Source organism: Rodentibacter mrazii (genome assembly GCF_001998825.1).
GTDB classification, from domain to species: Bacteria; Pseudomonadota; Gammaproteobacteria; order Enterobacterales; family Pasteurellaceae; genus Rodentibacter; species Rodentibacter mrazii.
The window spans coordinates 1-24,680 of the sequence record NZ_MLHG01000020.1 but is presented as its reverse complement, the minus strand read 5'-3'; the positions used below and the strand labels follow the sequence as shown (position 1 = coordinate 24,680).

The 24,680-nt window shown below is 40.5% G+C and carries 23 protein-coding genes, 2 tRNA genes and 1 rRNA gene; 8 read left to right on the top strand and 18 right to left on the bottom strand.

Features of this window, described 5'->3' with window-relative positions; genetic code table 11:
- Window positions 1–44 precede the first annotated feature (44 nt).
- Entirely contained in the window at window positions 45–1,487 is a 1,443-nt protein-coding gene (gene glpT, locus BKK47_RS03780) for a glycerol-3-phosphate transporter (protein ID WP_077493578.1), read from the top strand.
- Window positions 1,488–1,629: 142 nt separating this feature from the next.
- Window positions 1,630–2,721 carry a glycerophosphodiester phosphodiesterase gene (glpQ, locus tag BKK47_RS03775; RefSeq protein ID WP_077493577.1) on the top strand — a complete coding sequence of 364 codons (1,092 nt, stop codon included), beginning with the start codon at window positions 1,630–1,632 and terminating at the stop codon, window positions 2,719–2,721.
- A gap of 95 nt (window positions 2,722–2,816) precedes the next feature.
- On the opposite strand, the gene BKK47_RS03770 is transcribed toward glpQ, so the two are convergent.
- Window positions 2,817–3,560 carry an MIP/aquaporin family protein gene (locus tag BKK47_RS03770; RefSeq protein WP_077493576.1) on the bottom strand — a complete coding sequence of 248 codons (744 nt, stop codon included), beginning with the start codon at window positions 3,558–3,560 and terminating at the stop codon, window positions 2,817–2,819.
- Between the two features lie 384 nt (window positions 3,561–3,944).
- Here BKK47_RS03770 and glpK point away from each other — a divergent pair, with 384 nt between their 5' ends.
- From glpK to BKK47_RS03755, 3 genes are all read left to right on the top strand, one after another.
- Complete coding sequence (gene glpK / locus BKK47_RS03765) at window positions 3,945–5,456, top strand: glycerol kinase GlpK (RefSeq protein ID WP_077493575.1); 1,512 nt, start codon at window positions 3,945–3,947, stop codon at window positions 5,454–5,456.
- A 143-nt stretch (window positions 5,457–5,599) separates the two neighbouring features.
- Window positions 5,600–6,217, top strand: a complete 618-nt coding sequence (yihA, locus tag BKK47_RS03760) for a ribosome biogenesis GTP-binding protein YihA/YsxC (protein WP_077493574.1) — start codon at window positions 5,600–5,602, stop codon at window positions 6,215–6,217.
- Between the two features lie 114 nt (window positions 6,218–6,331).
- Window positions 6,332–7,861 (top strand): YifB family Mg chelatase-like AAA ATPase, encoded by a 1,530-nt coding sequence (locus BKK47_RS03755; protein WP_077493573.1) that lies wholly within the window; start codon window positions 6,332–6,334, stop codon window positions 7,859–7,861.
- Between the two features lie 108 nt (window positions 7,862–7,969).
- Here BKK47_RS03755 and nfuA read toward each other — a convergent pair whose 3' ends face one another.
- From nfuA to BKK47_RS03720, 7 genes are all read right to left on the bottom strand, one after another.
- Window positions 7,970–8,554, bottom strand: a complete 585-nt coding sequence (nfuA, locus tag BKK47_RS03750; protein ID WP_077493572.1) for a Fe-S biogenesis protein NfuA — start codon at window positions 8,552–8,554, stop codon at window positions 7,970–7,972.
- A gap of 100 nt (window positions 8,555–8,654) precedes the next feature.
- The gene (locus BKK47_RS03745) at window positions 8,655–9,353 is read right to left on the bottom strand and encodes an amidophosphoribosyltransferase (protein WP_077493571.1); all 699 of its coding nucleotides are present in this window, start codon (window positions 9,351–9,353) and stop codon (window positions 8,655–8,657) included.
- A 2-nt stretch (window positions 9,354–9,355) separates the two neighbouring features.
- Window positions 9,356–10,726, bottom strand: a complete 1,371-nt coding sequence (locus BKK47_RS03740) for a type IV pilus secretin PilQ (RefSeq protein ID WP_077493570.1) — start codon at window positions 10,724–10,726, stop codon at window positions 9,356–9,358.
- Window positions 10,727–10,734: 8 nt separating this feature from the next.
- Entirely contained in the window at window positions 10,735–11,127 is a 393-nt protein-coding gene (locus BKK47_RS03735) for a pilus assembly protein PilP (RefSeq protein WP_077493569.1), read from the bottom strand.
- Between the two features lie 2 nt (window positions 11,128–11,129).
- Window positions 11,130–11,648, bottom strand: a complete 519-nt coding sequence (locus tag BKK47_RS03730; protein ID WP_077493568.1) for a hypothetical protein — start codon at window positions 11,646–11,648, stop codon at window positions 11,130–11,132.
- Entirely contained in the window at window positions 11,645–12,175 is a 531-nt protein-coding gene (locus BKK47_RS03725; RefSeq protein ID WP_143529579.1) for a PilN domain-containing protein, read from the bottom strand. The genes BKK47_RS03730 and BKK47_RS03725 overlap by 4 nt, the downstream gene beginning before the upstream one ends.
- The gene (locus tag BKK47_RS03720) at window positions 12,150–12,986 is read right to left on the bottom strand and encodes a pilus assembly protein PilM (RefSeq protein ID WP_077493566.1); all 837 of its coding nucleotides are present in this window, start codon (window positions 12,984–12,986) and stop codon (window positions 12,150–12,152) included. The genes BKK47_RS03725 and BKK47_RS03720 overlap by 26 nt, the downstream gene beginning before the upstream one ends.
- A 98-nt stretch (window positions 12,987–13,084) precedes the next feature.
- On the opposite strand from BKK47_RS03720, the gene BKK47_RS03715 reads away from it, so the two are divergent.
- The gene (locus BKK47_RS03715) at window positions 13,085–15,706 is read left to right on the top strand and encodes a penicillin-binding protein 1A (protein WP_077493565.1); all 2,622 of its coding nucleotides are present in this window, start codon (window positions 13,085–13,087) and stop codon (window positions 15,704–15,706) included.
- Window positions 15,707–15,766: 60 nt separating this feature from the next.
- Window positions 15,767–16,612 carry a 23S rRNA (adenine(2030)-N(6))-methyltransferase RlmJ gene (locus BKK47_RS03710; RefSeq protein WP_077493564.1) on the top strand — a complete coding sequence of 282 codons (846 nt, stop codon included), beginning with the start codon at window positions 15,767–15,769 and terminating at the stop codon, window positions 16,610–16,612.
- Window positions 16,613–16,676: 64 nt separating this feature from the next.
- Here BKK47_RS03710 and hslO read toward each other — a convergent pair whose 3' ends face one another.
- From hslO to BKK47_RS03680, 6 genes are all read right to left on the bottom strand, one after another.
- Window positions 16,677–17,552, bottom strand: coding sequence for an Hsp33 family molecular chaperone HslO (hslO, locus tag BKK47_RS03705; protein WP_077493563.1), 876 nt, complete (start codon window positions 17,550–17,552; stop codon window positions 16,677–16,679).
- A gap of 218 nt (window positions 17,553–17,770) precedes the next feature.
- Window positions 17,771–18,904 carry a porin gene (locus tag BKK47_RS03700; RefSeq protein WP_077493562.1) on the bottom strand — a complete coding sequence of 378 codons (1,134 nt, stop codon included), beginning with the start codon at window positions 18,902–18,904 and terminating at the stop codon, window positions 17,771–17,773.
- 161 nt (window positions 18,905–19,065) lie between these two features.
- The gene (gene rfaC, locus BKK47_RS03695) at window positions 19,066–20,022 is read right to left on the bottom strand and encodes a lipopolysaccharide heptosyltransferase RfaC (protein ID WP_077493561.1); all 957 of its coding nucleotides are present in this window, start codon (window positions 20,020–20,022) and stop codon (window positions 19,066–19,068) included.
- Window positions 20,003–21,061, bottom strand: coding sequence for a lipopolysaccharide heptosyltransferase II (gene waaF, locus BKK47_RS03690; protein ID WP_077493560.1), 1,059 nt, complete (start codon window positions 21,059–21,061; stop codon window positions 20,003–20,005). Before waaF ends, rfaC begins: the two co-directional genes overlap by 20 nt.
- 87 nt (window positions 21,062–21,148) lie before the next feature.
- Window positions 21,149–22,078: an ADP-glyceromanno-heptose 6-epimerase gene (gene rfaD, locus BKK47_RS03685; protein ID WP_077493559.1), complete on the bottom strand. Its 930-nt coding sequence runs from the start codon at window positions 22,076–22,078 to the stop codon at window positions 21,149–21,151.
- A gap of 77 nt (window positions 22,079–22,155) precedes the next feature.
- The gene (locus tag BKK47_RS03680) at window positions 22,156–22,659 is read right to left on the bottom strand and encodes a protein disulfide oxidoreductase (protein ID WP_077493558.1); all 504 of its coding nucleotides are present in this window, start codon (window positions 22,657–22,659) and stop codon (window positions 22,156–22,158) included.
- A gap of 110 nt (window positions 22,660–22,769) precedes the next feature.
- On the opposite strand from BKK47_RS03680, the gene deoC reads away from it, so the two are divergent.
- Window positions 22,770–23,441 (top strand): deoxyribose-phosphate aldolase, encoded by a 672-nt coding sequence (deoC, locus tag BKK47_RS03675; protein WP_077493557.1) that lies wholly within the window; start codon window positions 22,770–22,772, stop codon window positions 23,439–23,441.
- A gap of 13 nt (window positions 23,442–23,454) precedes the next feature.
- Here deoC and mazG read toward each other — a convergent pair whose 3' ends face one another.
- From mazG to rrf, 4 genes are all read right to left on the bottom strand, one after another.
- Window positions 23,455–24,252 (bottom strand): nucleoside triphosphate pyrophosphohydrolase, encoded by a 798-nt coding sequence (mazG, locus tag BKK47_RS03670; RefSeq protein WP_077493556.1) that lies wholly within the window; start codon window positions 24,250–24,252, stop codon window positions 23,455–23,457.
- Between the two features lie 69 nt (window positions 24,253–24,321).
- A tRNA-Trp gene (locus tag BKK47_RS03665) sits at window positions 24,322–24,397 on the bottom strand.
- 16 nt (window positions 24,398–24,413) lie between these two features.
- A tRNA-Asp gene (locus BKK47_RS03660) sits at window positions 24,414–24,490 on the bottom strand.
- A gap of 11 nt (window positions 24,491–24,501) precedes the next feature.
- Window positions 24,502–24,617 (bottom strand): 5S ribosomal RNA (rrf, locus tag BKK47_RS03655).
- Window positions 24,618–24,680 lie beyond the last annotated feature (63 nt).

Genomic DNA, 24,680 nt, shown 5'->3' with positions numbered 1-24,680 from the left:
CATTCAGAAAGGAAAATCATAATTACAAATGTTGGAGAAAAATTATGTTTGGACCATTTAAACCCGCACCGCATATTGCGGAGCTTCCTGCGGAAAAGATTGATTCTACCTATAAACGCTTACGTTGGCAGGTATTCGCAGGGATATTCTTTGGTTATGCCGCCTATTATTTTGTGCGTGCAAACTTTGACTTGGCTCAAAAAGGTTTAATTGAAGCCGGTATGTATAACAAGGCGGAGTTGGGTCTTGTCGGTACGGCAGCCGGTTTAGCTTACGGTTTGTCAAAATTCTTTATGGCGATGCTTTCGGATCGTTCTAACCCGAAAGTATTTTTACCATTCGGCTTATTATTATCCGGTTTATGTATGACCATGATGGGTTTATTCCCGTGGGCTACATCCGGTATCGTGATCATGTGGATTATGATCTTTTTAAACGGTTGGTTTCAAGGAATGGGTTGGCCGCCATGCGGACGTACTATGGTTCACTGGTGGTCTAAATCCGAACGTGGAACCATTGTTTCTATTTGGAATACCGCACACAACCTCGGCGGCATGGTGCCGGGTGCGATGGTACTTCTAGCCGGTGCAATTTATTTCAGCACACACGGTGTTGAAGCAACGGCAAAAGATGTATGGCAACAAGCGCTTTACTATCCGGGTATCGCCGCGATGATCATCGCCATTCCAATTTATCTTGTGATGAAAGATACCCCACAATCTTGTGGTTTACCGCCAGTTGAAAAATGGCGTAATGACTATCCGGACGACTATAACGAAAAAACTTACGAGCATGAGCTTTCTACCAAAGAAATCTTTATGACTTATGTCTTGAAAAACAAATTATTATGGTACATCGCCATTGCTAACGTGTTCGTTTACTTAATCCGCTACGGTGTGTTGAAATGGTCTCCGGTTTACTTAGGTGAAGTAAAACACTTCAATATTAAAGGTACGGCATGGGCATACACCATTTATGAATTGGCTGCGATTCCCGGCACATTATTATGCGGTTGGGTATCTGACCACGTATTCAAAGGTAAACGAGGATTAACCGGTTTTATCTTTATGATCTTAACCACAGTTGCTGTTGTGGCGTTATGGAAAAATCCCGCTACGCCTGAAGCAGAGATTGCCAATTACAGTGCATGGTATGAAAACCCATATCAATTAACCGACTTCATTTTAATGACCACTATCGGCTTCTTAATTTATGGTCCGGTGATGTTAATTGGTTTACACGCCCTTGAACTTGCACCGAAAAAAGCCGCAGGTACGGCAGCCGGTTTCACCGGATTATTCGGTTATTTAGGCGGTACCGTATCAGCCTCTGCCGTTGTCGGCTGGGCGGCTGAATACTACGGCTGGGATGGCGGTTTCTACGTGATGATCGCCGGCGGTATCTTAGCGGTGTTATTACTTCTCAATGTAATGATTGAAGAAGGCAAACACAAAGCAAAATTAGGTGATACCTACGGTACGAAATAATTCGTGTAAAAAAGGCGACAAGCAAATGCTTAGATCGCCTTTTTTAATAAATCTTTAATATAGATAGACTATATTGGCTCAACATGATTCATTCACAAAAATAGTCTTAAAATTAACCGCACTTCTTCAAGGAGAAATAGTTATGAAACTTAAAACATTAGCCTTTTCTTTACTGGCCACTAGTGTATTAGTCGGCTGTAGCAGTCAATCTTCAATGATGGCAAGTAATATGAAATCAGAAAAAATCATTATCGCTCACCGTGGTGCAAGCGGCTACTTACCGGAGCATACGCTGGAATCCAAAGCGCTTGCCTTCGGTCAACAAGCGGATTATCTAGAACAAGATTTAGCCATGACAAAAGATGGTCGTCTCATTGTCATTCATGACCACTTTTTAGACGGTTTAACCGATGTGGCAAAAAAATTCCCAAATCGTCATCGCAAAGATGGTCGTTATTATGTGATTGATTTCACCTTAAAAGAAATTCAAAGTTTGAATATGACAGAAAACTTTGAAACCAAAGCGGGTAAACAAGTTGCCGTTTATCCGAACCGCTTCCCACTTTGGAAATCCCATTTCAAAATCCATACCTTTGAGGATGAAATTGAATTTATTCAAGGTTTAGAAAAATCCACCGGTAAAAAAGTGGGTATTTACCCTGAAATTAAAGCGCCTTGGTTCCACCACCAAAACGGTAAAGATATTGCCGCCGAAACACTCAAAGTATTGAAAAAATATGGTTATGACAAAAAAACCGACAGAGTTTATTTGCAAACCTTTGATTTCAATGAGCTAAAACGTATCAAAACCGAATTACTACCGAAAATGGGGATGGATTTAAAATTAGTTCAATTAGTGGCATACACCGACTGGCACGAAACTGAGGAAAAAAATGCACAAGGCAAATGGGTGAACTACGATTATGATTGGATGTTCAAACCGGGCGCAATGGCTGAAGTGGTGAAATATGCAGATGGCGTAGGGCCGGGCTGGTATATGTTGGTGGATAAAGAAAAATCGAAGGTCGGTAATATTCAATACACACCATTAGTGAAAGAATTAGCACAATATAATGTGGAGCTACATCCTTATACCGTGCGTAAAGATGCCTTACCGGAATTTTTTACCAATGTAAATCAAATGTATGATGCCTTGCTGAATAAAGCCGGCGCAACGGGGGTGTTTACGGATTTCCCTGATACCGGAGTTGAATTTTTGAAAGGTAAACAATAATTTTCTGTGTACAACGAAAGAACCCAATCTATAAAAGATTGAGTTCTTTTTGTTTGAAAAAGTGCGGTTGATTTTCAACCTGTTTTTTACATTATCTACATCACCACCACATAAGCTACAGCCGCCAATAATGCTCCGATGATCGGCCCTACAATCGGTACCCAACAATATGCCCAATCCGGTTTAGTATTTAACTGACGACTGAGGAAAAGCCCTAAGGTTAAACGCGGCCCAAAATCCCGCGCCGGATTGATGGCATAACCGGTTGTTCCCCCTAAACTTAAACCAATTGCCCAAACAAGAATTGCCACCGGTAATGCCCCAATAGAACCTAAACCAATAGGCGTTACTTCCGTTGTGCCCGGTAATGTAATATCCGCACCGACGAGATAAAAAATCACAAATACCAATACAAACGTACCGATAATTTCACTAATAAGGTTGCTTGGGTAATGACGAATTGCAGGTTCTGTGCAGAAACAAGCACGTTTTAAACCTTCATTTTCTGTAGCTAAGAAATGGTTGCGGTACATTATATAAACCAACAACGCGCCCACCATACCGCCAAAAACTTGAGCGATTACATACCCCGCTACCAGCCCCCAGTCGAATGCACCTTTTGCGGCAAGCCCTAAGGTAACGGCTGGATTCAAATGTGCACCGCTGTAAGGTCCGACAACAACAACCGCCACATACACAGCAAATGCCCATGCGGTGGTAATCACAATCCAACCGGAACTTTGCCCTTTTGTTTTATCCAAGCAAACATTGGCAACCACACCATTCCCTAACAAAATCATAAGCGCGGTGCCAAAAAACTCTGCAAAATAAGCATTCATAAGAATCTCCATCGAATAGTTGAAGAAAGCATTTCTAAATAGGGTCTATAGCAACTGTTGCTGACAACGCTAAAAAACCCGCTAAGAAGTGCAAGTAAGCAATTATGTTCGTATTTTTTCAAACTTGAGAAACTCAATGTGAGCGCACTTATTATCTTCTAAAAACCCTACTCTTCAAGTAGGTATTCCAACTAAATTTTAGAAATGCGAACTTGATCACATAATCTATCGAAAAAGAAAATTTTTTTGTGATCATTGTCATAAAATTGCAAAATAGGTATTTAAATTCGGTGGTAATTCAATTAGCTTACGAGCGCAATTTGTTCGTTTTTAGTTCAAAACATTCGTTTACAATAAAAAAACGTATCATCAAGGAGTTTTATCATGACTGACAAAAAATACATTATTGCTTTAGACCAGGGGACGACCAGCTCTCGAGCCGTACTATTGGATCATAACGCCAACATTGTTGAAATTGCCCAACGCGAATTTACTCAAATTTACCCACGTGCAGGTTGGGTAGAACATAATCCAATGGAAATTTGGGCGACACAAAGCTCCACGCTCAATGAAGTCGTTGCCAAAGCCGGTATCACCTCTGATGAAATCGCTGCGATTGGTATCACCAACCAACGTGAAACCACGATTGTGTGGGAAAAAGCGACTGGTGTACCCGTTTATAACGCCATTGTTTGGCAATGTCGCCGTACTGCTGATATTACCGATAAACTGAAAGCAGACGGTTACGAGGATTATATTCGTCATACAACAGGATTGGTGGTCGATCCTTATTTCTCCGGTACCAAAGTAAAATGGATTTTGGACAATGTAGAAGGTGCGCGCGAAAAAGCAGAACGTGGTGAATTATTATTCGGTACCGTGGATACGTGGCTTGTGTGGAAACTGACTCAAGGTCGTGTTCACGTAACCGATTACACCAACGCTTCACGCACGATGTTATTTAATATTCACACCAAACAGTGGGATGACAAGATGCTTGAAATCTTGAATATCCCACGCTCCATGTTGCCTGAAGTGCATAATTCTTCTGAAATTTACGGTCAAACCAACATTGGCGGTAAAGGCGGTGTACGTATTCCGGTAGCGGGTATTGCCGGTGACCAACAAGCTGCGCTTTACGGTCACTTATGTGTGCATGCCGGACAAGCAAAAAACACTTACGGTACAGGTTGTTTTATGTTGCTCCACACCGGTGATAAAGCGATCACCTCAAAAAACGGCTTGCTTACCACCATCGCCTGTAATGCGAAAGGCGAACCGGAATACGCATTAGAAGGCTCGGTATTTATTGCCGGTGCCTCTATTCAATGGTTACGGGATGAACTCAAAATTGTTCACGATAGTTTCGATTCCGAATACTTTGCCCAAAAAGTACAGGACAGCAACGGTGTTTATGTTGTCCCAGCTTTCACCGGTTTAGGTGCACCTTATTGGGATCCTTATGCTCGTGGCGCTATTTTTGGGCTTTCCCGTGGTGCAAATCGTAACCACATTGTTCGCGCTACTCTTGAGTCTATCGCCTATCAAACCCGTGACGTATTAGAAGCCATGCAATCCGACTCCGGCGAACGCTTACAGTATCTCCGTGTCGATGGCGGTGCCACAAATAACAATTTCTTAATGCAATTCCAAGCGGATATTCTTGATGTGAATGTAGAACGCCCAGTAGTGAAAGAAGTGACCGCATTAGGCGCAGCCTATCTGGCAGGGCTTGCCACCGGTTTTTGGAAAGACTTGGACGAACTCCGCGATAAAGCACGAGTAGAGCGAACTTTCACTCCGGATAACGATAATGAAAAACGCGAACGCCGCTACAAAGGCTGGAAAAAAGCGGTAAAACGCTCATTAGAATGGGCGAAGGAAGATGCGGAATAGAACAAAAGTGCGGTCAATATTGACCGCACTTTTTTCATGTTTTCTCCTCCCTAAAAAAATCCTTTTACTTTTTAGCACAAGACCAATTTCAGCAGATTTGCGATCTATGGTATGCTTTACGCCACAATATCAAAGGAAAAATTATGTCTGAAATTAAACTGAATTATCACAAAACCCATTTTCTCACTAGCTCCCCGAATATCCGCTCAATTCCAGAAGATACAGGTATTGAAATTGCCTTTGCCGGTCGTTCAAATGCGGGAAAATCCACTGCACTTAACGCCCTGACAAACCAAAAAAACCTGGCTCGCACCTCCAAAACCCCGGGACGTACCCAGCTCATCAATTTATTTGAGGTCGAACCAAATTGTAAACTTGTGGATTTACCGGGCTATGGTTATGCCGCTGTACCGGAACAAATGAAAATCCAATGGCAAAAATCCTTAGGGGAATATTTACAAAAACGCGAATGTTTAGCAGGGCTTGTTGTATTGATGGACATTCGTCACCCTCTAAAAGATCTCGATCAACAAATGATTGAATGGGCGGTTTCCGCAGATTTACCCATTTTACTCTTGCTCACCAAAGCAGATAAATTGAGCCAAAGCGCACGGACCAAACAAGTAAAAATGGTGCGGGAAGCAATCCTTCCCTTCCTGGGCGATATTCAAGTGGAAGCCTTTTCTGCACAAAATAAAATTGGTATTGATAAACTTGCAACAAAATTAGACGGTTGGTTTTCACCAGTTTTTGCAGAATAAAATGTGAATTTTGCGAGGAAGATCGCAAAAAAAGCCAGTGATGAGAGATTTCATCACTGGCTTTTTTTATAGTATGAAAACTTTTTAGATTTTAACCGCACTTTTAGAATTCTTATGTCCCTTGCCATCGTTTATAGTCGCGCTTCTATGGGCGTACAAGCCCCACTTGTTACCATTGAAGTCCATTTGAGTAACGGAAAACCTGGGTTTACGCTAGTGGGATTACCTGAAAAAACAGTCAAGGAAGCGCAAGACCGCGTGCGTAGCGCATTAATGAACGCTCAATTTAAATATCCGGCAAAACGTATTACCGTAAACCTTGCACCCGCAGATTTACCCAAAGAAGGGGGGCGGTTTGATTTACCTATTGCCATCGGGATTCTCGCCGCCTCTGATCAATTAGATGCCTCACGGTTAAAGCAGTTTGAGTTTGTTGGTGAACTGGCACTTACTGGACATTTGAGAGGTGTCCATGGCGTGATTCCGGCTATTCTTGCCGCACAAAGAGTCAAACGGGAACTTATCATTGCCAAACAAAATGCCAACGAGGCATCATTAGTTTCAGAACAAAATACTTATTTCGCACAGACCCTCCTTGACGTGGTGCAGTTTCTTAATAATCAGGAAAAATTACCGACTGCCGCAACATTAACACAAGAAAGTGCGGTCAATTTTCACTATAAAAATCACTTAGACTTAACAGATATTATTGGACAACAACACGCCAAACGGGCACTCACTATTGCCGCAGCCGGACAACACAACTTACTTTTACTTGGTCCGCCGGGAACCGGTAAAACCATGCTGGCAAGCCGATTAACTGCACTTTTACCGGAAATGACTGATCAAGAAGCCATTGAAACCGCCTCTGTGACAAGCCTTGTGCAAAATGAACTCAATCTCCACAATTGGAAACAACGTCCCTTCCGTTCTCCACATCATAGTGCCTCACTACCCGCACTCGTGGGCGGTGGTACGATCCCTAAACCAGGAGAAATTTCCTTGGCGCATAATGGTGTGCTTTTTTTAGATGAACTACCGGAATTTGAGCGAAAAGTCCTTGATGCTTTACGCCAACCGCTGGAAAGTGGTGAAATTGTTATCTCACGAGCCAATGCAAAAATTCAATTTCCTGCACGTTTCCAATTAGTAGCAGCAATGAATCCAAGCCCAACAGGACATTATACTGGTACACATAATCGCACTTCACCGCAACAAATTATGCGATATTTAAATCGCCTGTCCGGACCATTTTTAGATCGGTTTGATTTATCCATTGAAGTACCACTATTACCACAAGGAAGTTTACAGGCGACAGGCGATCGAGGAGAAACCAGTGCACAAGTGAGGGAAAAGGTCTTAAAAGTAAGGGAAATTCAATTAGCCCGAGCCGGAAAAATCAATGCTTATTTAACTGGTAAAGAGATTGAACGAGATTGTAAATTAAAGGAAAAAGAGGCGTTATTTCTTGAAAATGCCTTGAATAAACTGGGGCTTTCCGTGCGTGCATACCATCGTATTTTAAAGGTTTCACGCACCATTGCTGATTTGAATGGAGAAAAACAAATTTCTCAAATCCACTTGGCAGAAGCATTGGGTTACCGTGCTATGGATCGATTACTGCAAAAATTAATTCATGCATAACCATAACCATGTCTTAAACAAACAATTAAGATAGGTCTAGAACCTCTTGTTATTACTGAAAGATTTAAGAGCGTATCCACGCCCTTAAATTAGAAATCTACAAATAACTTAATAATAAGAATGTTCTCCTCGCTGATGTTCGGTGACATCTTTTGCCCCTTTCAATTCATTTGGGAATAAACCAACTAATTGTTTTTCTACACCGTCTTTCAAGGTGACATCCACCATTGAACAACCATTGCAACCGCCTCCAAACTGTAAAACAGCATAACCATCTTCCGTAATCTCAATCAAAGTGATTCGACCACCATGGCTTGCTAATTGAGGATTTATTTGTGTTTGAATCACATACTCCACTCGTTCGATTAATGACGCATCATCTGCCACTTTACGCATTTTCGCATTCGGTGCTTTTAACGTGAGCTGCGCCCCTAATTCTTCTGTCACATAATCAATTTCAGCATCTTCCAAAAAAGGTAAACTCACTTCATCTACAAAGGCAGAGAAAGTGTCATACTTCATTTCTACATCGCTTTCTTCCACTGCATTTGGAGGACAATAAGACACTCCACATTCTGCATTTGGTGTACCGGGATTCACGACAAAAATACGAATATTCGTCCCTTCCTCTTGGGTATCCAATAATTTGCGAAAATGTTCCTGTGCTGCGTTTGAAATAGCAATTTGCTCCATAAATATTCCTTAATACTTGAGAAAATTTGTCAGAAATGATACGCCTACTACCGTATTTTTTCCACTTTTTTATCAAAATCGTACTTATTACTTAACCCAATTAGGCTCGAGCCAGTCCCCACACTTGAATATCCTGAACGCCTAGACTACGTAATAATTTAGCAATTTCATTAAGCGTACTCCCCGTAGTGATCACATCATCCACTAACGCCACACGTTGATAAGGAAAAGGCTTGAAAAACTCGATCTTAAAAGCGTTTTTCAAATTTTGACGACGTATTACAGCACTTAAGCCACGTTGAGCACGCGTATGTTTCACACGTTTAACAATATGGGATATACAGGGAATTTCAAGCCATCGGCTGATACTTTTTGCCAATAAATCCGCTTGATTATAACCTCGCTGCCACTGGCGAAGATGATAAAGTGGTACAGGAATAATCGCTTGAGGAAAGATTAAACCATGGTTACGCCTTGCATCATAAACAGCCAATAGAAGCAAGCGAGCCAAAGTACGATCGAGCCAAAATTGTTTTTGAAATTTGAAACGATGAATTAATTGAGAAAGCAATTCATCATAGCGTCCAACAACTACCATACGATCCCATGCAAATTCATTATGACCACAGCAACCACAATGGAGAGCAAAGTGTTGCAATGGCATACCACAACCGCCGCAATAGGTATATTGCCGGATTTTTTGCTGGCAAATTGAACATAATCCATTTTGACCTTGTTTTAAGGTTGCTTGACATAACACACAATTAAACTGAAAAAATGTATTAAAATCTAACCGCACTTTTACTTCCTTGCTTTGTCAGCTACTTTTTGTTTCAATCCTTCTAAAGGTTCTCCTTGTTTTAAAATACGTGGCGTAACAAAAATTACTAATTCACGCTTTTGATGTCGTTCACTTTCTTTACTAAACAAACGTTTTATCAATGGTATATCACCTAGCACAGGGACTTTATCAATACCTTTCGTAATCGTGTCATGAAACACCCCTCCTAACACGATAGTTTCTCCATCCTTCGCAAAAACCTGGGTGTTAATCTCCTGCTTATCAATAGACACAATCTCGTTATTTTGCTGCCCATAAGATATCCGATTACCCGGCGAGTTCTGACTAACCACTAAGTCAAGCAAGATATTGTTATCCTTGGAAATATGAGGTGTCACTTCTAAACCTAACACAGCCTCACGAAACTCAACGGTTTGTATATCGTTCTTACCCGTTACAACATAGGGAATCTCTGTACCCTGCTTAATACTTGCACTTTTCTTGTTAGTTGTCAGTAACCTCGGACTAGCAATAATTTCTACGTTATTTTCACGTTCAAGTGCGCTTAATTCTAAGTCTAATAATCGCCCGTTAATCTTGGCCACTTGTAATGCCAAAGAGCCTGCCGGTGTGGTGTTTGTCGCAAAATTAACATTTAAATTATCCGTTATATTGGCAAAACCACTCGCCGCAATACTACCACTCACGCGATGTGTATTTTCCGTTGGAGTAAAAATTCCCCAACGCACACCTAACTCCTTGAGGCTTTCATCCGTGATAGTGACAATTCTAGCCTCAATGGCAATTTGCTCAATGGGTTTATCCAGTTCGGCAATCAGTTTCACCAAATTTTTGACGGATTTTGCTTCATCTTGAATGATTAATACATTGCTCCGATCATCAAAGGCTATACTCCCCACCGCAGACAAAAGAGAGCCTGTACCGGTTGTGAGTGATTTCATCACTTCCGAAGCCTTCGCGAAATGCAATTTAACGGTTCGACTCACAAGAGTAGGATCATTCGGCTTTATATGATCCACGACCTCTTGTCCTGTGGGCAACGTCGCCATTGCCGCAGAAACCAATGCTTTTTTCCCTAAATAATAAATGCCCTCTTCCTGTCGTAAGGAAAGGTCCTTCATTTTTGCGACAGAACGCAACACACGATCAAAATCAACATTATCTAATTGTAATGAAAGCGAACCTTCCAATTCGTCATCAATGATTAAATTGGTTCCCTGCACCAATGCAAGTTCTTGCAAGCTTGATACAATTGGTGCTTGTTTAAATCGGATAGAAAAAACTTGATTATCTTTCAATTCTGCCGCCAACAAATCGCCACAATAAAAACTTAGCAAAAAGAGACCGCACTTTTTAAGCCATATTTTCATATCTTCTCCTAAAATCTAAGTTCTAAGGGCTCCGTTTGCTCACATTGCCCTGGTTTTGAATGTAACAATTTCACTCCATTTTTTTCAATCTGTTGTATCAAATAACCTTCCTGCCCTAACCGATAGCCTTGTTTAACAACTATCAATTGTTGCTGAGGATCTAAAAATAGCACTTCTGATCTATTTTTATAAAGCACCACACCCACTAATTTCAGCTGGTCAAAAGCACTTTCTGTGGCAAAAGAAGGTTCATTGAAAACACATTTTTCTTTCTGTATTTTGGGGAGATTCATTTTATTTTGTCCCGTTTGACGTTGTGAGCGATCAAAAGGATCCATTGCTACCGCATTAAGACAGAAAAACAGGCAACATAGCCCTAAAAAATGACGAGATACCCACATCCTTATTCCTCCCTTTTAAGTTGTAAAATAAGATGACTTTGCAGCTTTCCATTTTCTTTTTTTTCCATCGTAAGCTGCACGAAAGAAAGCGGGCTTTGTTGTGCTAACAGTGCGGTAAGAAAATGATATGAATATTGAAATTGCCCCTCTAATTGAATCTGTAAAATAGGTTGGGAGGAAAAATCCCATTGATAGACAATCAATTCAATTTCATCACCCAACAATCTGTGAATTTGTTCATCTAACGTTACAATTTGCTTTGTTAGCTGAGGCGATAATTCACGCTGATCAGAATGTTTTTTTAAAGTTGAAAGTAATTTTTCTTGATGAACTAATTCTGTTGATTGTTGTGCAATTTCCTGTTCTAACGTTTGCCGTTGCTGTTCATTTTTCCATCCCTCCAAAAGAACAGAAAAATTGACCGCACTTAAACAACAGACAAAAAAGCCCCAATGATATATTTTTGGTAATACCAACCACTTTTCAACAAAGGGTAGCGGCTTCTTAATCAGAGGTTTCATTTGCTACCTCCCGTCATCTCTAGAGAGAGATCAAACTGAAAAAACAAACGCCCTTGTTCTGTTTTAAATTGTGTCAGTTTAACTGTATTGAAATGAGAACTCAGAAATTCGTGTAACGATTCAAATTCCTGTTGTGACAGACAAAATCCATTAACCTGAATCCTTTCTTCATTAAGGTTAAATATTTCCAGTTCACCTTGTTGAAAAGGGAATCGAGGCAACAAAGACAAAACCTGTTTAACTGTATCGGATTCAATAGCTTGCAACTCGGTTAAATTTTGTATGGTTTGTTTCATTTTGGCAATATTTTGAACGGTTTGCGTTAGACGACTTTTTTGTTGTTCAAACCGTTTTAATTGCAGATTTAATGCCTCTTTTTGTTGGTATTGAAACCAACTCAGCACAGCATATAGCAAAAAAGCGACAGCCAACACGGCAAACATTTTGAGCAAAAACAAAAACAGTAATTGCCGATATTTTTCTAACCGCCAAGGAAGTAAATTAATGCCGTTCATTGAGTTTATCATTTAAAATCACCGTCGAAAAATCAGCATTATTTTGAAGCAAATTCCTTTGCCACAGTGCGTTGCCTAAGGCAATAAAAGGCAGATTCGTCGTAACCCGCCGCCAATTTTCCGGCAAATCCGTTTGTTCTGTATCAGCTGTTTGATACACATAAATACACTCAATCTCAACATCAAAACGCTGACAAAATTGAGCATAAAGTGCGGTTAAATTTTCCGATGTTTGTAAAAGTTGTTGGCTGTGAGACATATTCATAATAGCAACACAATGGGACTCGTCTTGGTATAAATACAATGCGTTTTCCTGTATTTCTTCTCCTAAAAGAAAATGGAATGTACGCATAATTGCATGATGAGCAACATCCAAAACATTAAGTAATAATTCATCACAGATCCTCTGGATTTCACATGCTGTTTGCTGACGAATAGCGTGAATATCAAGACGAAAACCTTGTTTTAAATCGGTGCAGGCATAATCAAACCAAAGCTCATCAAGAGGAATGGGTAATTCTTTTTGTAAAACAAAACTGCATTGTTGCTCACATTCTTGTGCATTTAATATGTGAGGAAGGATTAAGGTTTTTGACCAAGTAAGATGAGGAGAAACACAACCAATAAGACACAACTGCAAGCGGCTTTGTGGAAAAGTCTGTATTACTCGCGCCATTAGCTGCGTTTTGATATTTGTTTCACTAATCAAAAATGAAAGAAATTGAACTTGTTTTAAGTTATCTAACCAAACAAATTGTACATCATTTTGTTGTTGATACACGCCAACTTGTATGATTTTCCGTTTTTTATAAGACATCAACATGCGCTTTTCCTATTATTTAGGCGGTGAATCTTTTATACTTATCAGCCAAATCATAGTGTGATTTTGTTTATGATCATCAATCAAGAGAGAATTTTACGATGCGGATCGCAAAATTAATATTTAGTAGTATCTTAACCTTATGTATTTTAGGGTTAGTGATAGGAGGGGGATTATACCTCCACCTTAAATCTGAATTACCTTCAGTGGAAAGTTTAAAAACCGTTGAATTACAACAACCGATGCAAATTTACACGGCAGATGGGAAGTTAATCGGTGAGGTTGGCGAACAGCGCCGTGTTCCAGTGAAACTAGAAAATGTACCACAACGTTTAATAGAGGCATTTTTAGCCACGGAAGACAGCCGTTTTTATGATCACCACGGTTTAGATCCAGTGGGAATTACACGAGCACTATTAGTTGCAATAAGCAATGGAGGGGCTTCACAGGGAGCAAGTACCATTACACAGCAGTTAGCACGTAATTTTTTCTTAACCCCAGAAAAAACCTTGATACGTAAAGCGAGAGAGGCCGTACTTGCCATTGAAATCGAGAATGCATTAAGTAAACAGGAAATTCTTGAGCTTTATTTAAACAAAATTTTCTTAGGATACCGCTCTTATGGGGTTGCAGCAGCAGCTCAGACTTATTTCGGTAAATCCTTAAACGAGCTCACTTTGTCTGAAATGGCAGTGATAGCCGGTTTACCCAAAGCTCCTTCCACCATGAATCCATTATATTCGCCAAAACGGGCGGAAGAGCGTCGTAATATCGTTTTAGCCCGTATGTTAGATGAAAAATATATTACTAAAGAAGAATACGATGCAGCCCTCAAAGAGCCGATTAATGCAAGTTATCATGGGGCTAAGTTTGATTTTCGGGCGGATTATGTGACCGAAATGGTACGCCAAGAAATGGTAAAACGTTTCGGAGAAGAAAATGCCTATACTCGAGGCTATAAAGTTTTCACCACCGTGCTTTCTAAAGATCAAGCGGAAGCACAAAAAGCCGTGCGTAATAATTTGATCAACTATGATATGCGCCATGGTTGGCGTGGCGGTGCTCCGCTATGGAAAAAAGGTGAAACCGCATGGGATAATGAACGCATTGTTGCTTTCTTAAGAAAATTACCGAATTCCGAACCTTTTGTACCGGCTGCGGTCATTTCATTAAGCAAAAATGGGGCTGAATTGTTACTGGCAAATAACCAAACGATGACCCTTTCATCTAATGCGATGCGTTGGGCGGGAAAAGCACCGGTAAAAGTCGGTGATCAAATTTGGGTTCGCCAACGTGATAACGGCGAATGGATTTTAGGGCAAATTCCGGCTGCCAACTCTGCCTTAGTTTCCTTAAATTCCGATAATGGCGCAGTTGAGGCGTTAGTCGGTGGTTTTAGCTTTGAGCAAAGCAAATTTAACCGTGCGACACAATCTTTAGTTCAAGTGGGCTCTTCTATCAAACCGTTTATTTATGCCGCTGCTTTAGAAAAAGGTTTAACCCTCTCCAGCGTATTACAAGATAGTCCGATTTCAATATCCAAACCGGGACAAGCCGTATGGAACCCTAAAAACTCACCGGATCGCTATGATGGTCCAATGCGTTTGCGTGTGGGGTTAGGTCAATCAAAAAATATGATTGCGATTCGTGCCTTACAAACGGCAGGTATTGGCTTCACCGCTGATTTCTTACAACGTTTCGGGTTTAAACGGGAACAATATTTTGCCAGCGAAGCTTTGGCATTAGGCGCCGCCTCTTTCACCCCGCTGGAAATGGCTCGAGCTTACGCCGTCTTTGATAACGGCGGTTTTTTAATTGATCCTTATATTATTGAAAAAATTCAGGATAATACCGGTAAGGATTTATTTATCGCTAACCCGAAAATTGCTTGTATCACCTGTGGCAATATTCCGGTGATTTACGGCGAAACCAAAGATAAAATTGATGGTTTCCAAAATATCGCCGAAGTGGCAAAACCGGATGACTTAAAAGCCGCCAAAGGAAATACCAATACCGATACGGAAGAAGGCGATGTTCAACCAGAAAACGTACCGGATTTACCTGAATTGCAAGCGCAAGGCGGAGCATTAAATGATGATGCCATTGATTTAATGGCAAATGGCAAAGATGGTACATCAAAAGTAGAATATGCTCCCCGTGTTATCAGTGGTGAACTTGCTTTCTTAATCCGCAGTGCATTAAATACAGCAATTTACGGCGAACAAGGGTTAAGTTGGAAAGGGACAAGTTGGCGAATATCAAAAGAAATCAAGCAACGCAAAGATATTGGTGGCAAAACCGGTACAACGAACAACTCAAAAGTAGCTTGGTATGCAGGATTTGGCGCCAACTTAGTTACCACGACCTATGTAGGTTTTGATGATAATAAACGCGTATTGGGTCGTGGAGAATCAGGCGGAAAAACAGCCATGCCCGTATGGATTGCTTACATGAAAGTCGCACTTGCCGATATTCCGGAACGAAACCTTGATTTACCACCTAATATCATGGAAAAAACCATTGATAGTAGTTCGGGTTTACTTTCAGAATATGGTGGACGTAAGGAATACTTTATCGTGGGTACAGAACCAAAACGCACCTATATTGCCGAAATGATGGAACGTGGCTATTATGTACCGCCTGAATTACAGCAACGCTTAAATGGTGGCTCAGGGAAAACGCAAGATGCGGTGCCTGCAGCACAACCGGAAGAATTATTCTAATTATTTATCACAAAAGTGCGGTTAATTTTAACCGCACTTTTTTAACTCAAAAGGACAACCATGCTCAGTTATCGACACTCCTTCCATGCAGGAAATCATGCCGATGTGTTAAAACACATTGTATTAATGTTAATTCTAGAAAATCTAAAACTCAAAGAAAAAGGATTCTATTATTTAGATACCCACTCCGGTGTAGGGCGTTATCGCTTATCCTCAAATGAAGCCGAAAAAACCGGTGAATATAAAGAAGGAATTGGGCGTTTGTGGGAACAAACTGATTTATCCGAAGAATTAAACCGCTATGTTAATTTAATTAAAGATCTTAATAACAGCGGCAAAACGCTTCGCTATTATGCCGGCTCTCCAATGATTGCAGCACAATTATTGCGACCTCAAGATCGTGCATTACTCACAGAATTACACCCCAGCGATTTCCCCCTATTACGCAATAATTTTAAAGAGTTTAAAAATATCTCAGTAAAATGCGATAACGGATTCCAACAAGTGAAATCAACATTGCCACCTAAAGAACGACGAGGTCTAGTGTTAATCGATCCGCCCTACGAACTAAAGGAAGATTACGATTTGGTAGTAAAAGCGGTGGAAGAAGGTTACAAGCGCTTTGCCACCGGTACTTACGCAATCTGGTATCCAGTGGTGCTACGCCAACAAACTAAACGTATTTTTAAAGGTTTAGAAGCCAGCGGTATTCGCAAAATTCTAAAAATTGAATTGGCGGTACGCCCTGATAGCGATCAACGAGGAATGACTGCAAGCGGTATGATTGTAATTAATCCGCCTTGGACATTAGAAAGCCAAATGAAAGCCATTTTGCCTTATTTAGTGAGAACGCTTATACCGGAAGGAACCGGCAGCTGGACGGTGGAATGGATTACGCCTGAATAAAACAAGGAAGAATTTAACCGCACTTTAGATGTAAAAATCCCCGTAGCTAACGGGGATTTTTTCATTATTCCGCTTGTGCAGTGGCTTTTAATTTACTAATGGCTTCTTTATTAAAGAAATAATGGGTGCCACAACATTCGCATTGCATATCAATACTGCCTTTGTGTTCTTCCAAGATTTCATCAATCTCCTCATCAGAAATCAAGAGGAGCGCTGAGCCTGAACGTTCAGCCGAGCAGCCACAGAAAAATTGAATATTTTGCGGTTCATACACTTCCACCGTTTCTTCATGATAGAGCCGATAAAGCATTTCTTCTGCCGGTAGCCCGAATAATTCTTCGTCTTTTGCCGTTGCCGCTAAAGTGGCAAGATGTTCAAAATCCTCAGGCGAACCTTCACCATCAGGCATAATTTGTAATAACATACCGGCAGCGACCGGTTTGCCTTCATATTCACCAGTACGAATAATTAATTGGGTTTGCAACTGTTCGGAGCGAGCAAAATAGTCTTCCAAACATTCGGTAATGGTGGGTTTATCCAGCCCGATGACTCCTTGATAACGCTCGCCCTCTTTCGGTGCAATGGTGATCACCAATACCCCTTTACCGATCATTTCATGCAAGGTCATATCAGGCGAAATCTCTCCCTCTACTCGTGCCAAAGCGCGAATTTGTTGCTGATCGTTGCCATTCACTAATGCCAAGCGAAGGGGACCATCACCTTGAATTTGTACGGTTATATTGCCTTCAAATTTTAATGTCTCTGTGAGTAATGTGGTCACCACCATCATTTCACCCAATAAATTCTGCACGGGTTGTGGATAATGATGGGTATTTAAGGTATCGGCAAAACTTTGGTTTAGACGTACCCATTCCCCGCGAACAGCACGATTTTGGAAAAGATAGCGGTAAAGTTTGTCATTATCTTGTGTGTAATTCATTATTTGTTCCTTATTAAAGTGAGCTAAAAAGTGCAGTCACACGCAGTGTGTCCCTACATATCGTTGAAATTTCTATTTTTGTGCATTTGCTACATAATACCGATAATTTTTACCGCACTTTTAGCTTGTGCTGTATTATGGGGGGCATTTTAGACAATTACAATCCCAAAGAAAAAGCGAGCCGTTTCTGACTCGCTTTGAGATATAGATAAATTCAATTACCAGTACGCGCGTAAACCAACGACAGCAGCATAATCACGTTGTTTTACATCCTGTTCGTTTGCAAGATTTCTTACACGAACCACTTTACCTTCAACAAACGGTTTTAATTTTAGGCTATCGTTTTTGTAAACATAGTATTCAGTACCCAGCATCACTTCACTACGTTTTTCTGTTGTTGCTGACACTGTTGTATTTTTTAACTTGTTGTGACGATAAGCATACATCGCATAAGCATTCCAATCTTCATTTAATTCTTGGAATACCACTGCACGTGCTTCATATTGAGCACGTTTAACACCATTACCAAAATTCGTTGCAAGATTTGCAGTATTACGATGTTCTAAATCTAAACCTAATATGGTGTGATCAAAGCGGTATGCATTACCAAATGAATATGCTGTAACTTGACGACCGTTTGCAAATGTTTCACGAGAAAAACCTGCTGCCGTTGTCCAATCACGTAAATCATCAATACTATGTTTATAAACAGCACCACCACCCCAAACGTGATTACGATGCGGATCGATATCTAGCCCCTGTGTACCACGTGGACTTGTTGCACCATAATAAGCACCGAATTTTAAGTTAGGAAGAACGCCGCCACGGTTAGTATATTGAACCACACGACGAGCGTTATTATTTAATAAGCCATCACTCAAACTATAAGTGTTCGGTAAATCGGTTTGTTTAATTTCATCAGTGAACGTCGTCATATTACCGTAAACCAATTCACCATAGGTTTTGTGACCAAAACCGGCATAAAGTTGACGCGTATAAATATGACCAAAATTATTGTGGCGATTACTTGCTAAGTTAGGCTCTGCATCGGAACCACGATGTCCCGTATTATCGCGGAAACGCCATTCTACACGACCAACCGTATAGAAATCATTACCGAGGTTTTGTTTAATTTTGAAACCAAAACGGGAGCCGTTATTATCAATATCACCATGAGAAATATTCTTCGTGGTGGTCGCCCCTTCTGTTTTACGATTAATGTTTTCCCATTTCAAACGAAGGGAACCGCTGAAATCAATTTCAGTGCCGGTTTCTTCAATATTGAATTGATAGGCTTGAGCCGAGCTTGCTGCGAATGCAGCAACCATTAAAGCAAGAAGTGTCTTTTTCATAGCGCTTTCCTTCTCTTTCAAAGTAAAAATAAAATAAAAATTGAACCGTTTTGGAGTTTATTCACTCCAGATAGAACGTTCACTGCAAGATTACACCAATATTGCAAAAAAGAAACCGTTTTTGATAAAAATTAATCAAAAAAATAAACTTTACTTTTTCATTAGTCACTGTTTAATAATGATTCAAGCCTTGAAGAAACTTGAACAGCAGAAATTTCAGACATATTTGAAGCCGACAAATATTGTTGATTTTTACCATAACAACCGATTAATTTGGGATCCGTCGCGCCATAAAGGGTAATGTTCGGTTTATCTAATGCGGCGGTTAAATGCGCTAATCCCGTATCGACCGAAACCACGGCCTGCGATGCCACAATTTGCTGTGCGAGCTCCGTTAATGATAAACGGGGTAGTACCACCACATTGGCTTTACCTTGGGCTAGACGCTCCGCTCGGGCTTTTTCCTTTTCATTGCCCCAAGGCAAACGGATTTGCACGGGAAGTGCGGTCATGTTTTCGATTAAATTTTTCCATTCCTGCTCAAGCCAATGTTTCTCATCACGGGTGGTGGAATGAAAAAAAATCACATAAGGCTCAATGGCGGTGGAGGTAAAATATTGTGCAATGCCATAATCACCTTGCGAAGTGGGTAATTTATAATTAAGGCTTTGGGCAAACAACTGCCGAATCCGCTCAACAGCGTGTTGCTGATAAGAAATGGAATATTTTTCATCATAGAAAATTGAGGCAATTGGTTCTCGGATACTATTACGATCATAGCCGTGCTTTGTACCATTGACGAGACGGGTAGCGAAAAAGGCACTTTTAAATAATCCTTGGGCATCAATTACCGCATCATAGCGTTCTTTTTGGAGTAAAGTGCGGTAGGTTTTCCACTCATTTCTGGTTTTTACAGAAAAAGGGGATTTTCGCCAACGTCGAAGGGCAATGGGGATCACTCTCTTTACCGCCGAATGCCATTTGGGGATTTCTGAAAAATTTTCCTCCACGACCCAATCCACCTGCAAGTTCGGTATGACATTCAGGGCATCCGTTAAAGCGGGTAAAGTATGGATGACATCCCCCATAGAGGAAGTTTTAACTAAGCAAATTTTCATGATTGAATAATTCGTTCAATTTTTCCATCACCATTTGAGGAGTAATATCAATCAAACTTTGATGATACCCCTCTTTGCTGTCTTTGCTTTTACGCACTTTAATTAAATCCCCTTCAATTAAGCGAATAATCACGGCTTTATCAGAAAGCGGAGGTGTGTAAGTCGGGCTGGTTGGGCCGTAAAGGGCAACTAATGGGCGATTGGTTGCTGCCGCAATATGCATTAACCCACTGTCATTGCTCACCACAGCTGCACAATTTGCAATTAAATCCACTGCTTGATTGAGATTAGTTTGTCCGGCAAGATTTAAACAAAAAACCTGTTGCGTTTGTGGTAGGGCATTACGAATGCTTTCTCCCGCTTCCATGTCTTTCGACGAACCGAAAATTTCCACCGCATAGCCTTGCGCAATGACCATTCCCGCCAATTCAGCGTAATGATAATGAGGCCAACGTTTTGCAGGACCAAATTCCGCCCCAGGGCAAAAGCCAATAATCGGACGACCTTCCAAAAGTGCGGTCTGTTTTTCAAAAGTTTTTAAGGTTTCTGCCTGTTGCTTTTCATTTACGGTTAAATAAGGGGTTAATACAGGAATATTTGCCGCCTCGGGAACATTATTTTTTTCAAATGCGAGAGCAACATAACGTTGCACCATCATCGGATAATCTTTTTTATTGTTGCGTAAATCATTCAATAAAAAATAGCGACTTTCTCCTTTCCATCCCCGTCGTAAAGGAATTTGTGCAAAAAAGGGGATAAAGGCAGATTTTAACGAGTTCGGTAAAACAATTGCCATGTCATATTGTCCACGCAATGCTTTTCCCAGACGATAACGTTCACCAAGAGCAAAAGTGCCGTGTCCCAAAGGCATTTCAATGGCATTGCGTACTTCCGGCATGCGGGCGAGTAAAGGTTTACACCAATTCGGTGCCATGACATCAATGTTGCAATGAGGATATTGGATTTTGAGTTGTTGATACAAACTATGCGACATCATCATATCGCCAACCCAAGATGGGCCGATAACGAGAATATTCATATTTCACCTTGTAGAAAAGTGCGGTGAAAAACAAATGAATTTTTGACCGCACTTTTTAACCATCCCGATAAATTCAATCTAATTCGATTACTTTTTATTGAGCCATGCCATATAGGCTGCCGTCCCTTCGGCGACAGATTTAAATTCGCCTTTGTAACCGGCGGCACGTAATGCCGTTAAATCCGCTTGGGTAAAGGTTTGGTAGCGGGACTTGAGATGTTCTGGAAATGGGATCGTTTCAATTTGTCCTTTACCGTGGAATTTAATCACCGCCTCCGCAACGGCTTGGAAGGATTCCGCGTTACCCGTGCCAAGATTGTAAATGCCGGAAATCTGATTTTGCCACGCCCAAATATTGACTTTTGCCACATCTTCCACATAAACGAAATCACGTAAGAAAGTTTCCGAACCAGCAAATAATTTTGGATTTTCCCCTTTCAACATTTGATTATTTAAGTGGAACGCCACACTTGCCATCGAGCCTTTATGCTGCTCTCTCGGCCCGTAAACATTGAAATATTTGAAACCGCAAACCGGCGATTCTGCCACCGGTAACACTTTTCTCACATATTCATCAAATAAGAATTTTGAGTAACCATAGGCATTGAGCGGGCTTTCAAATTCACGTTTTTCGATAAAATTGTCGGTACGTCCACCGTAAGTGGCGGCACTTGAAGCATAGAAAAATGGGATTTGACGATCTAAGCAGTAATGCAACAATTCTTTGGAATATTCATAATTGTTTTGCATTAAATACTTGCCATCCCATTCCGTAGTAGCAGAACACGCGCCCTCATGGAATACGGCATCAATATCACCAAAATCATCACCGGCAATAATGGAAGCGATAAAATCTTCTTTGTCGCAGTAATCGGCGATATCCAAATCTACTAGATTAATAAATTTAGTCCCATCTTTTAAGTTATCGACGACTAAAATATCTTTACGCCCTATTTCATTTAATGCTTTGACAATGTTGCTGCCAATCATACCGGCGCCACCGGTTACAATAATCATAATCTTGCCCCTTCTTGTTATATAAAATTGTTGCCATTGTAATTGATTTTCAAGATAAGGTAAAAGCCACTCGTCTCTTAACTTAAAAACTCGGTGAAAAACAACCGCACTTTTAACCCCCAATAACTTGTCCAACCCGTCGTAGCAAGGTCCATTTTTCCTTTATTTAAAATAATGATTGTTGGCGTGACATTGATCTGCCACTTTTGTGCGAATTCCCCTTGAGGATCATTAACCGTCGTAAACCTGTAATGATGTTTGGCTAAATAATCTTCGACTTCCTTTTCATTTCCTGAACGTAGGGCAATAGAAACCACCGGATAACCTTCTTTTGCCAAATCATTAATCGCCGGTGAGGTATATCGACAATAACCGCACCACGTTCCCCAAAAATAAACCAATACAGATTTATCTTGGGCGATTTGTGGTAGAAAAAAACCATTACCTTGCAAATCATATAATGCCGTTGTATTGATTTCCGGTGGAATTTCAGGCTTACGGATAAAATCCAAAATACTACTCACGATAATGAACGTAAGCACAAGGGAAACGCTATTTTTGAGTAATTTTTTTAAATTCATAAAATACCCTAACGAGAAAAATGCGGCTAATTTATCATAAAAGTGCGGTCAAATTTCATAATATTTTGCTATCATAACCAAGCAAACTTTTATTATAAAGGAGAACAAAAATGGATAGCAAAACCCTTGCAAAATATATCGATCATACCGCACTCACCGCTGAGAAAAATGAACAGGATATTTTAACCCTCTGTGATGAAGCCATAAAATATGGTTTTTACTCTGTTTGTATCAATTCAGGTTATATCCCTTTAGCAAAAGAAAAATTAGCCGGATCTGACGTGAAGATTTGTACCGTTGTCGGTTTTCCTCTTGGCGCTAATTTAACATCAGTGAAAGCCTTTGAAACGCAAGAAGCCATCAAAGCCGGTGCCAATGAAATTGATATGGTCATCAATGTAGGTTGGATAAAATCTAACAAATGGCAAGCGGTAAAAGATGATATTCAAGCCGTGTTAAACGCCTGCAACGGTGTACCGCTAAAAGTCATTTTAGAAACCTGTTTACTAACTAAAGATGAAATTGTAAAAGCCTGTGAGATCTGTAAAGAAATCGGTGTAGCATTCGTCAAAACATCTACGGGATTTAACAAAGGTGGGGCTACTGTTGAAGATGTGGCGTTAATGAAAAAAACCGTTGGCAATATTGGTGTAAAAGCTTCGGGTGGAGTACGTGATACTGAAACCGCATTAGCAATGATTAAAGCAGGCGCAACTCGAATTGGTGCAAGTGCAAGCATTGCAATTATTGGTCACACTAATGATACACAAAGTGATTATTAAACAATAGCGAGAACTAGCTCGCTATTTTTTCTTCTCTTTTTACTTCATCCCATAGGATATCCATTTCAATTAAAGAAAGTGCGGTCAGTTCTTTCCCAATTTCCTTTGCTTTTTGCTCAACCTTACGGAAGCGTTGCTCAAACTTAGTATTTGCTTTGCGTAAACTTTCTTCAGCATTACATTTTAGATGTCGGGATAAATTAACCGTAGCGAAAAACAAGTCCCCGAGTTCTTCTTCAATTCTTTCAATATTTTGTGGAGTATTATTAAATTCATCTTTCACTTCTTGTAATTCTTCTTCTACTTTTGCAAAAACCGGTTCAATTTCACACCAATCAAAACCGATTTTAGCACAGTGTTTTTGTAACTTTTGTGCTCTCATTAATGCAGGAAAAGCAGAGGGAATATTATCTAGAATGGATTGATTCTGCACTTTAGATTTTTCTAAGGCTTTAATACTATTCCAGCGGGCAAGGGCTTCTTCTTCATTTTCTGCTTTCGCATCTGCAAATACATGTGGGTGGCGACGAATAATTTTTTCAGCCACACCGTTTAATACATCATCAAAATTAAAATAGTTATCTTCCGAGGCTAACTGACTAAAAAAAACAACTTGGAGAAGCAAATCACCTAATTCTTCACGCAAATTAGCAACATCTTTTTTCTGAATGGCATCAATCACTTCGTAAGTTTCTTCAATAAGGCAAGGAATCATTGATTCATAATTTTGTTTTAGATCCCAAGGACAACCTTTCTCTGGATGACGAAGTTGAGCAATTAATAGGATAAAGTCTTGAATTGAATGTGGCATAAATAAACCTCTAAAGTAAAAAGTCAGGCTAGTATAAAGTTTATTTATGAAAAAATGAAATGTATTTGATGGCAGGGGCGGAGAGGCTCGAACTCCCAACACCCGGTTTTGGAGACCGGTGCTCTACCAATTGAACTACGCCCCTATTGGTATGAAAAGATTGGCGGAATGGACGGGACTCGAACCCGCGACCCCCTGCGTGACAGGCAGGTATTCTAACCAGCTGAACTACCACTCCGCTAATGTGGTAATTGGCAGTGTCCTACTCTCACATGGGGAAACCCCACACTACCATCGGCATTACAATATTTCACTTCTGAGTTCGGGATGGATTCAGGTGGTTCTATTGCATTATGACTGCCAAAAAATCTTATTTCTTAAACTTACTCTTAGAATAAATTTAAGAAATAAAACCTGGCGGTGCCCTA

What these genes read in the sequence shown, in the direction of transcription:
- yihA (WP_077493574.1), top strand. Translation starts at nt 5,600, where the DNA reads ATGTCTGAAATTAAACTGAATTATCACAAAACCCATTTTCTCACTAGC.
- nfuA (WP_077493572.1), bottom strand. Translation starts at nt 8,554, where the DNA reads ATGGAGCAAATTGCTATTTCAAACGCAGCACAGGAACATTTTCGCAAA.
- rfaC (WP_077493561.1), bottom strand. Translation starts at nt 20,022, where the DNA reads ATGAAAATTTGCTTAGTTAAAACTTCCTCTATGGGGGATGTCATCCAT.
- deoC (WP_077493557.1), top strand. Translation starts at nt 22,770, where the DNA reads ATGGATAGCAAAACCCTTGCAAAATATATCGATCATACCGCACTCACC.
- BKK47_RS03720 (WP_077493566.1), bottom strand. Translation starts at nt 12,986, where the DNA reads ATGTTGATGTCTTATAAAAAACGGAAAATCATACAAGTTGGCGTGTAT.
- glpK (WP_077493575.1), top strand. Translation starts at nt 3,945, where the DNA reads ATGACTGACAAAAAATACATTATTGCTTTAGACCAGGGGACGACCAGC.
- BKK47_RS03735 (WP_077493569.1), bottom strand. Translation starts at nt 11,127, where the DNA reads ATGTGGGTATCTCGTCATTTTTTAGGGCTATGTTGCCTGTTTTTCTGT.
- BKK47_RS03770 (WP_077493576.1), bottom strand. Translation starts at nt 3,560, where the DNA reads ATGAATGCTTATTTTGCAGAGTTTTTTGGCACCGCGCTTATGATTTTG.
- BKK47_RS03725 (WP_143529579.1), bottom strand. Translation starts at nt 12,175, where the DNA reads ATGATAAACTCAATGAACGGCATTAATTTACTTCCTTGGCGGTTAGAA.
- BKK47_RS03755 (WP_077493573.1), top strand. Translation starts at nt 6,332, where the DNA reads ATGTCCCTTGCCATCGTTTATAGTCGCGCTTCTATGGGCGTACAAGCC.
- waaF (WP_077493560.1), bottom strand. Translation starts at nt 21,061, where the DNA reads ATGAATATTCTCGTTATCGGCCCATCTTGGGTTGGCGATATGATGATG.
- hslO (WP_077493563.1), bottom strand. Translation starts at nt 17,552, where the DNA reads ATGAATTACACACAAGATAATGACAAACTTTACCGCTATCTTTTCCAA.
- BKK47_RS03700 (WP_077493562.1), bottom strand. Translation starts at nt 18,904, where the DNA reads ATGAAAAAGACACTTCTTGCTTTAATGGTTGCTGCATTCGCAGCAAGC.
- rfaD (WP_077493559.1), bottom strand. Translation starts at nt 22,078, where the DNA reads ATGATTATTGTAACCGGTGGCGCCGGTATGATTGGCAGCAACATTGTC.
- glpT (WP_077493578.1), top strand. Translation starts at nt 45, where the DNA reads ATGTTTGGACCATTTAAACCCGCACCGCATATTGCGGAGCTTCCTGCG.
- mazG (WP_077493556.1), bottom strand. Translation starts at nt 24,252, where the DNA reads ATGCCACATTCAATTCAAGACTTTATCCTATTAATTGCTCAACTTCGT.
- BKK47_RS03680 (WP_077493558.1), bottom strand. Translation starts at nt 22,659, where the DNA reads ATGAATTTAAAAAAATTACTCAAAAATAGCGTTTCCCTTGTGCTTACG.
- BKK47_RS03740 (WP_077493570.1), bottom strand. Translation starts at nt 10,726, where the DNA reads ATGAAAATATGGCTTAAAAAGTGCGGTCTCTTTTTGCTAAGTTTTTAT.
- glpQ (WP_077493577.1), top strand. Translation starts at nt 1,630, where the DNA reads ATGAAACTTAAAACATTAGCCTTTTCTTTACTGGCCACTAGTGTATTA.
- BKK47_RS03730 (WP_077493568.1), bottom strand. Translation starts at nt 11,648, where the DNA reads ATGAAACCTCTGATTAAGAAGCCGCTACCCTTTGTTGAAAAGTGGTTG.
- BKK47_RS03710 (WP_077493564.1), top strand. Translation starts at nt 15,767, where the DNA reads ATGCTCAGTTATCGACACTCCTTCCATGCAGGAAATCATGCCGATGTG.
- BKK47_RS03715 (WP_077493565.1), top strand. Translation starts at nt 13,085, where the DNA reads ATGCGGATCGCAAAATTAATATTTAGTAGTATCTTAACCTTATGTATT.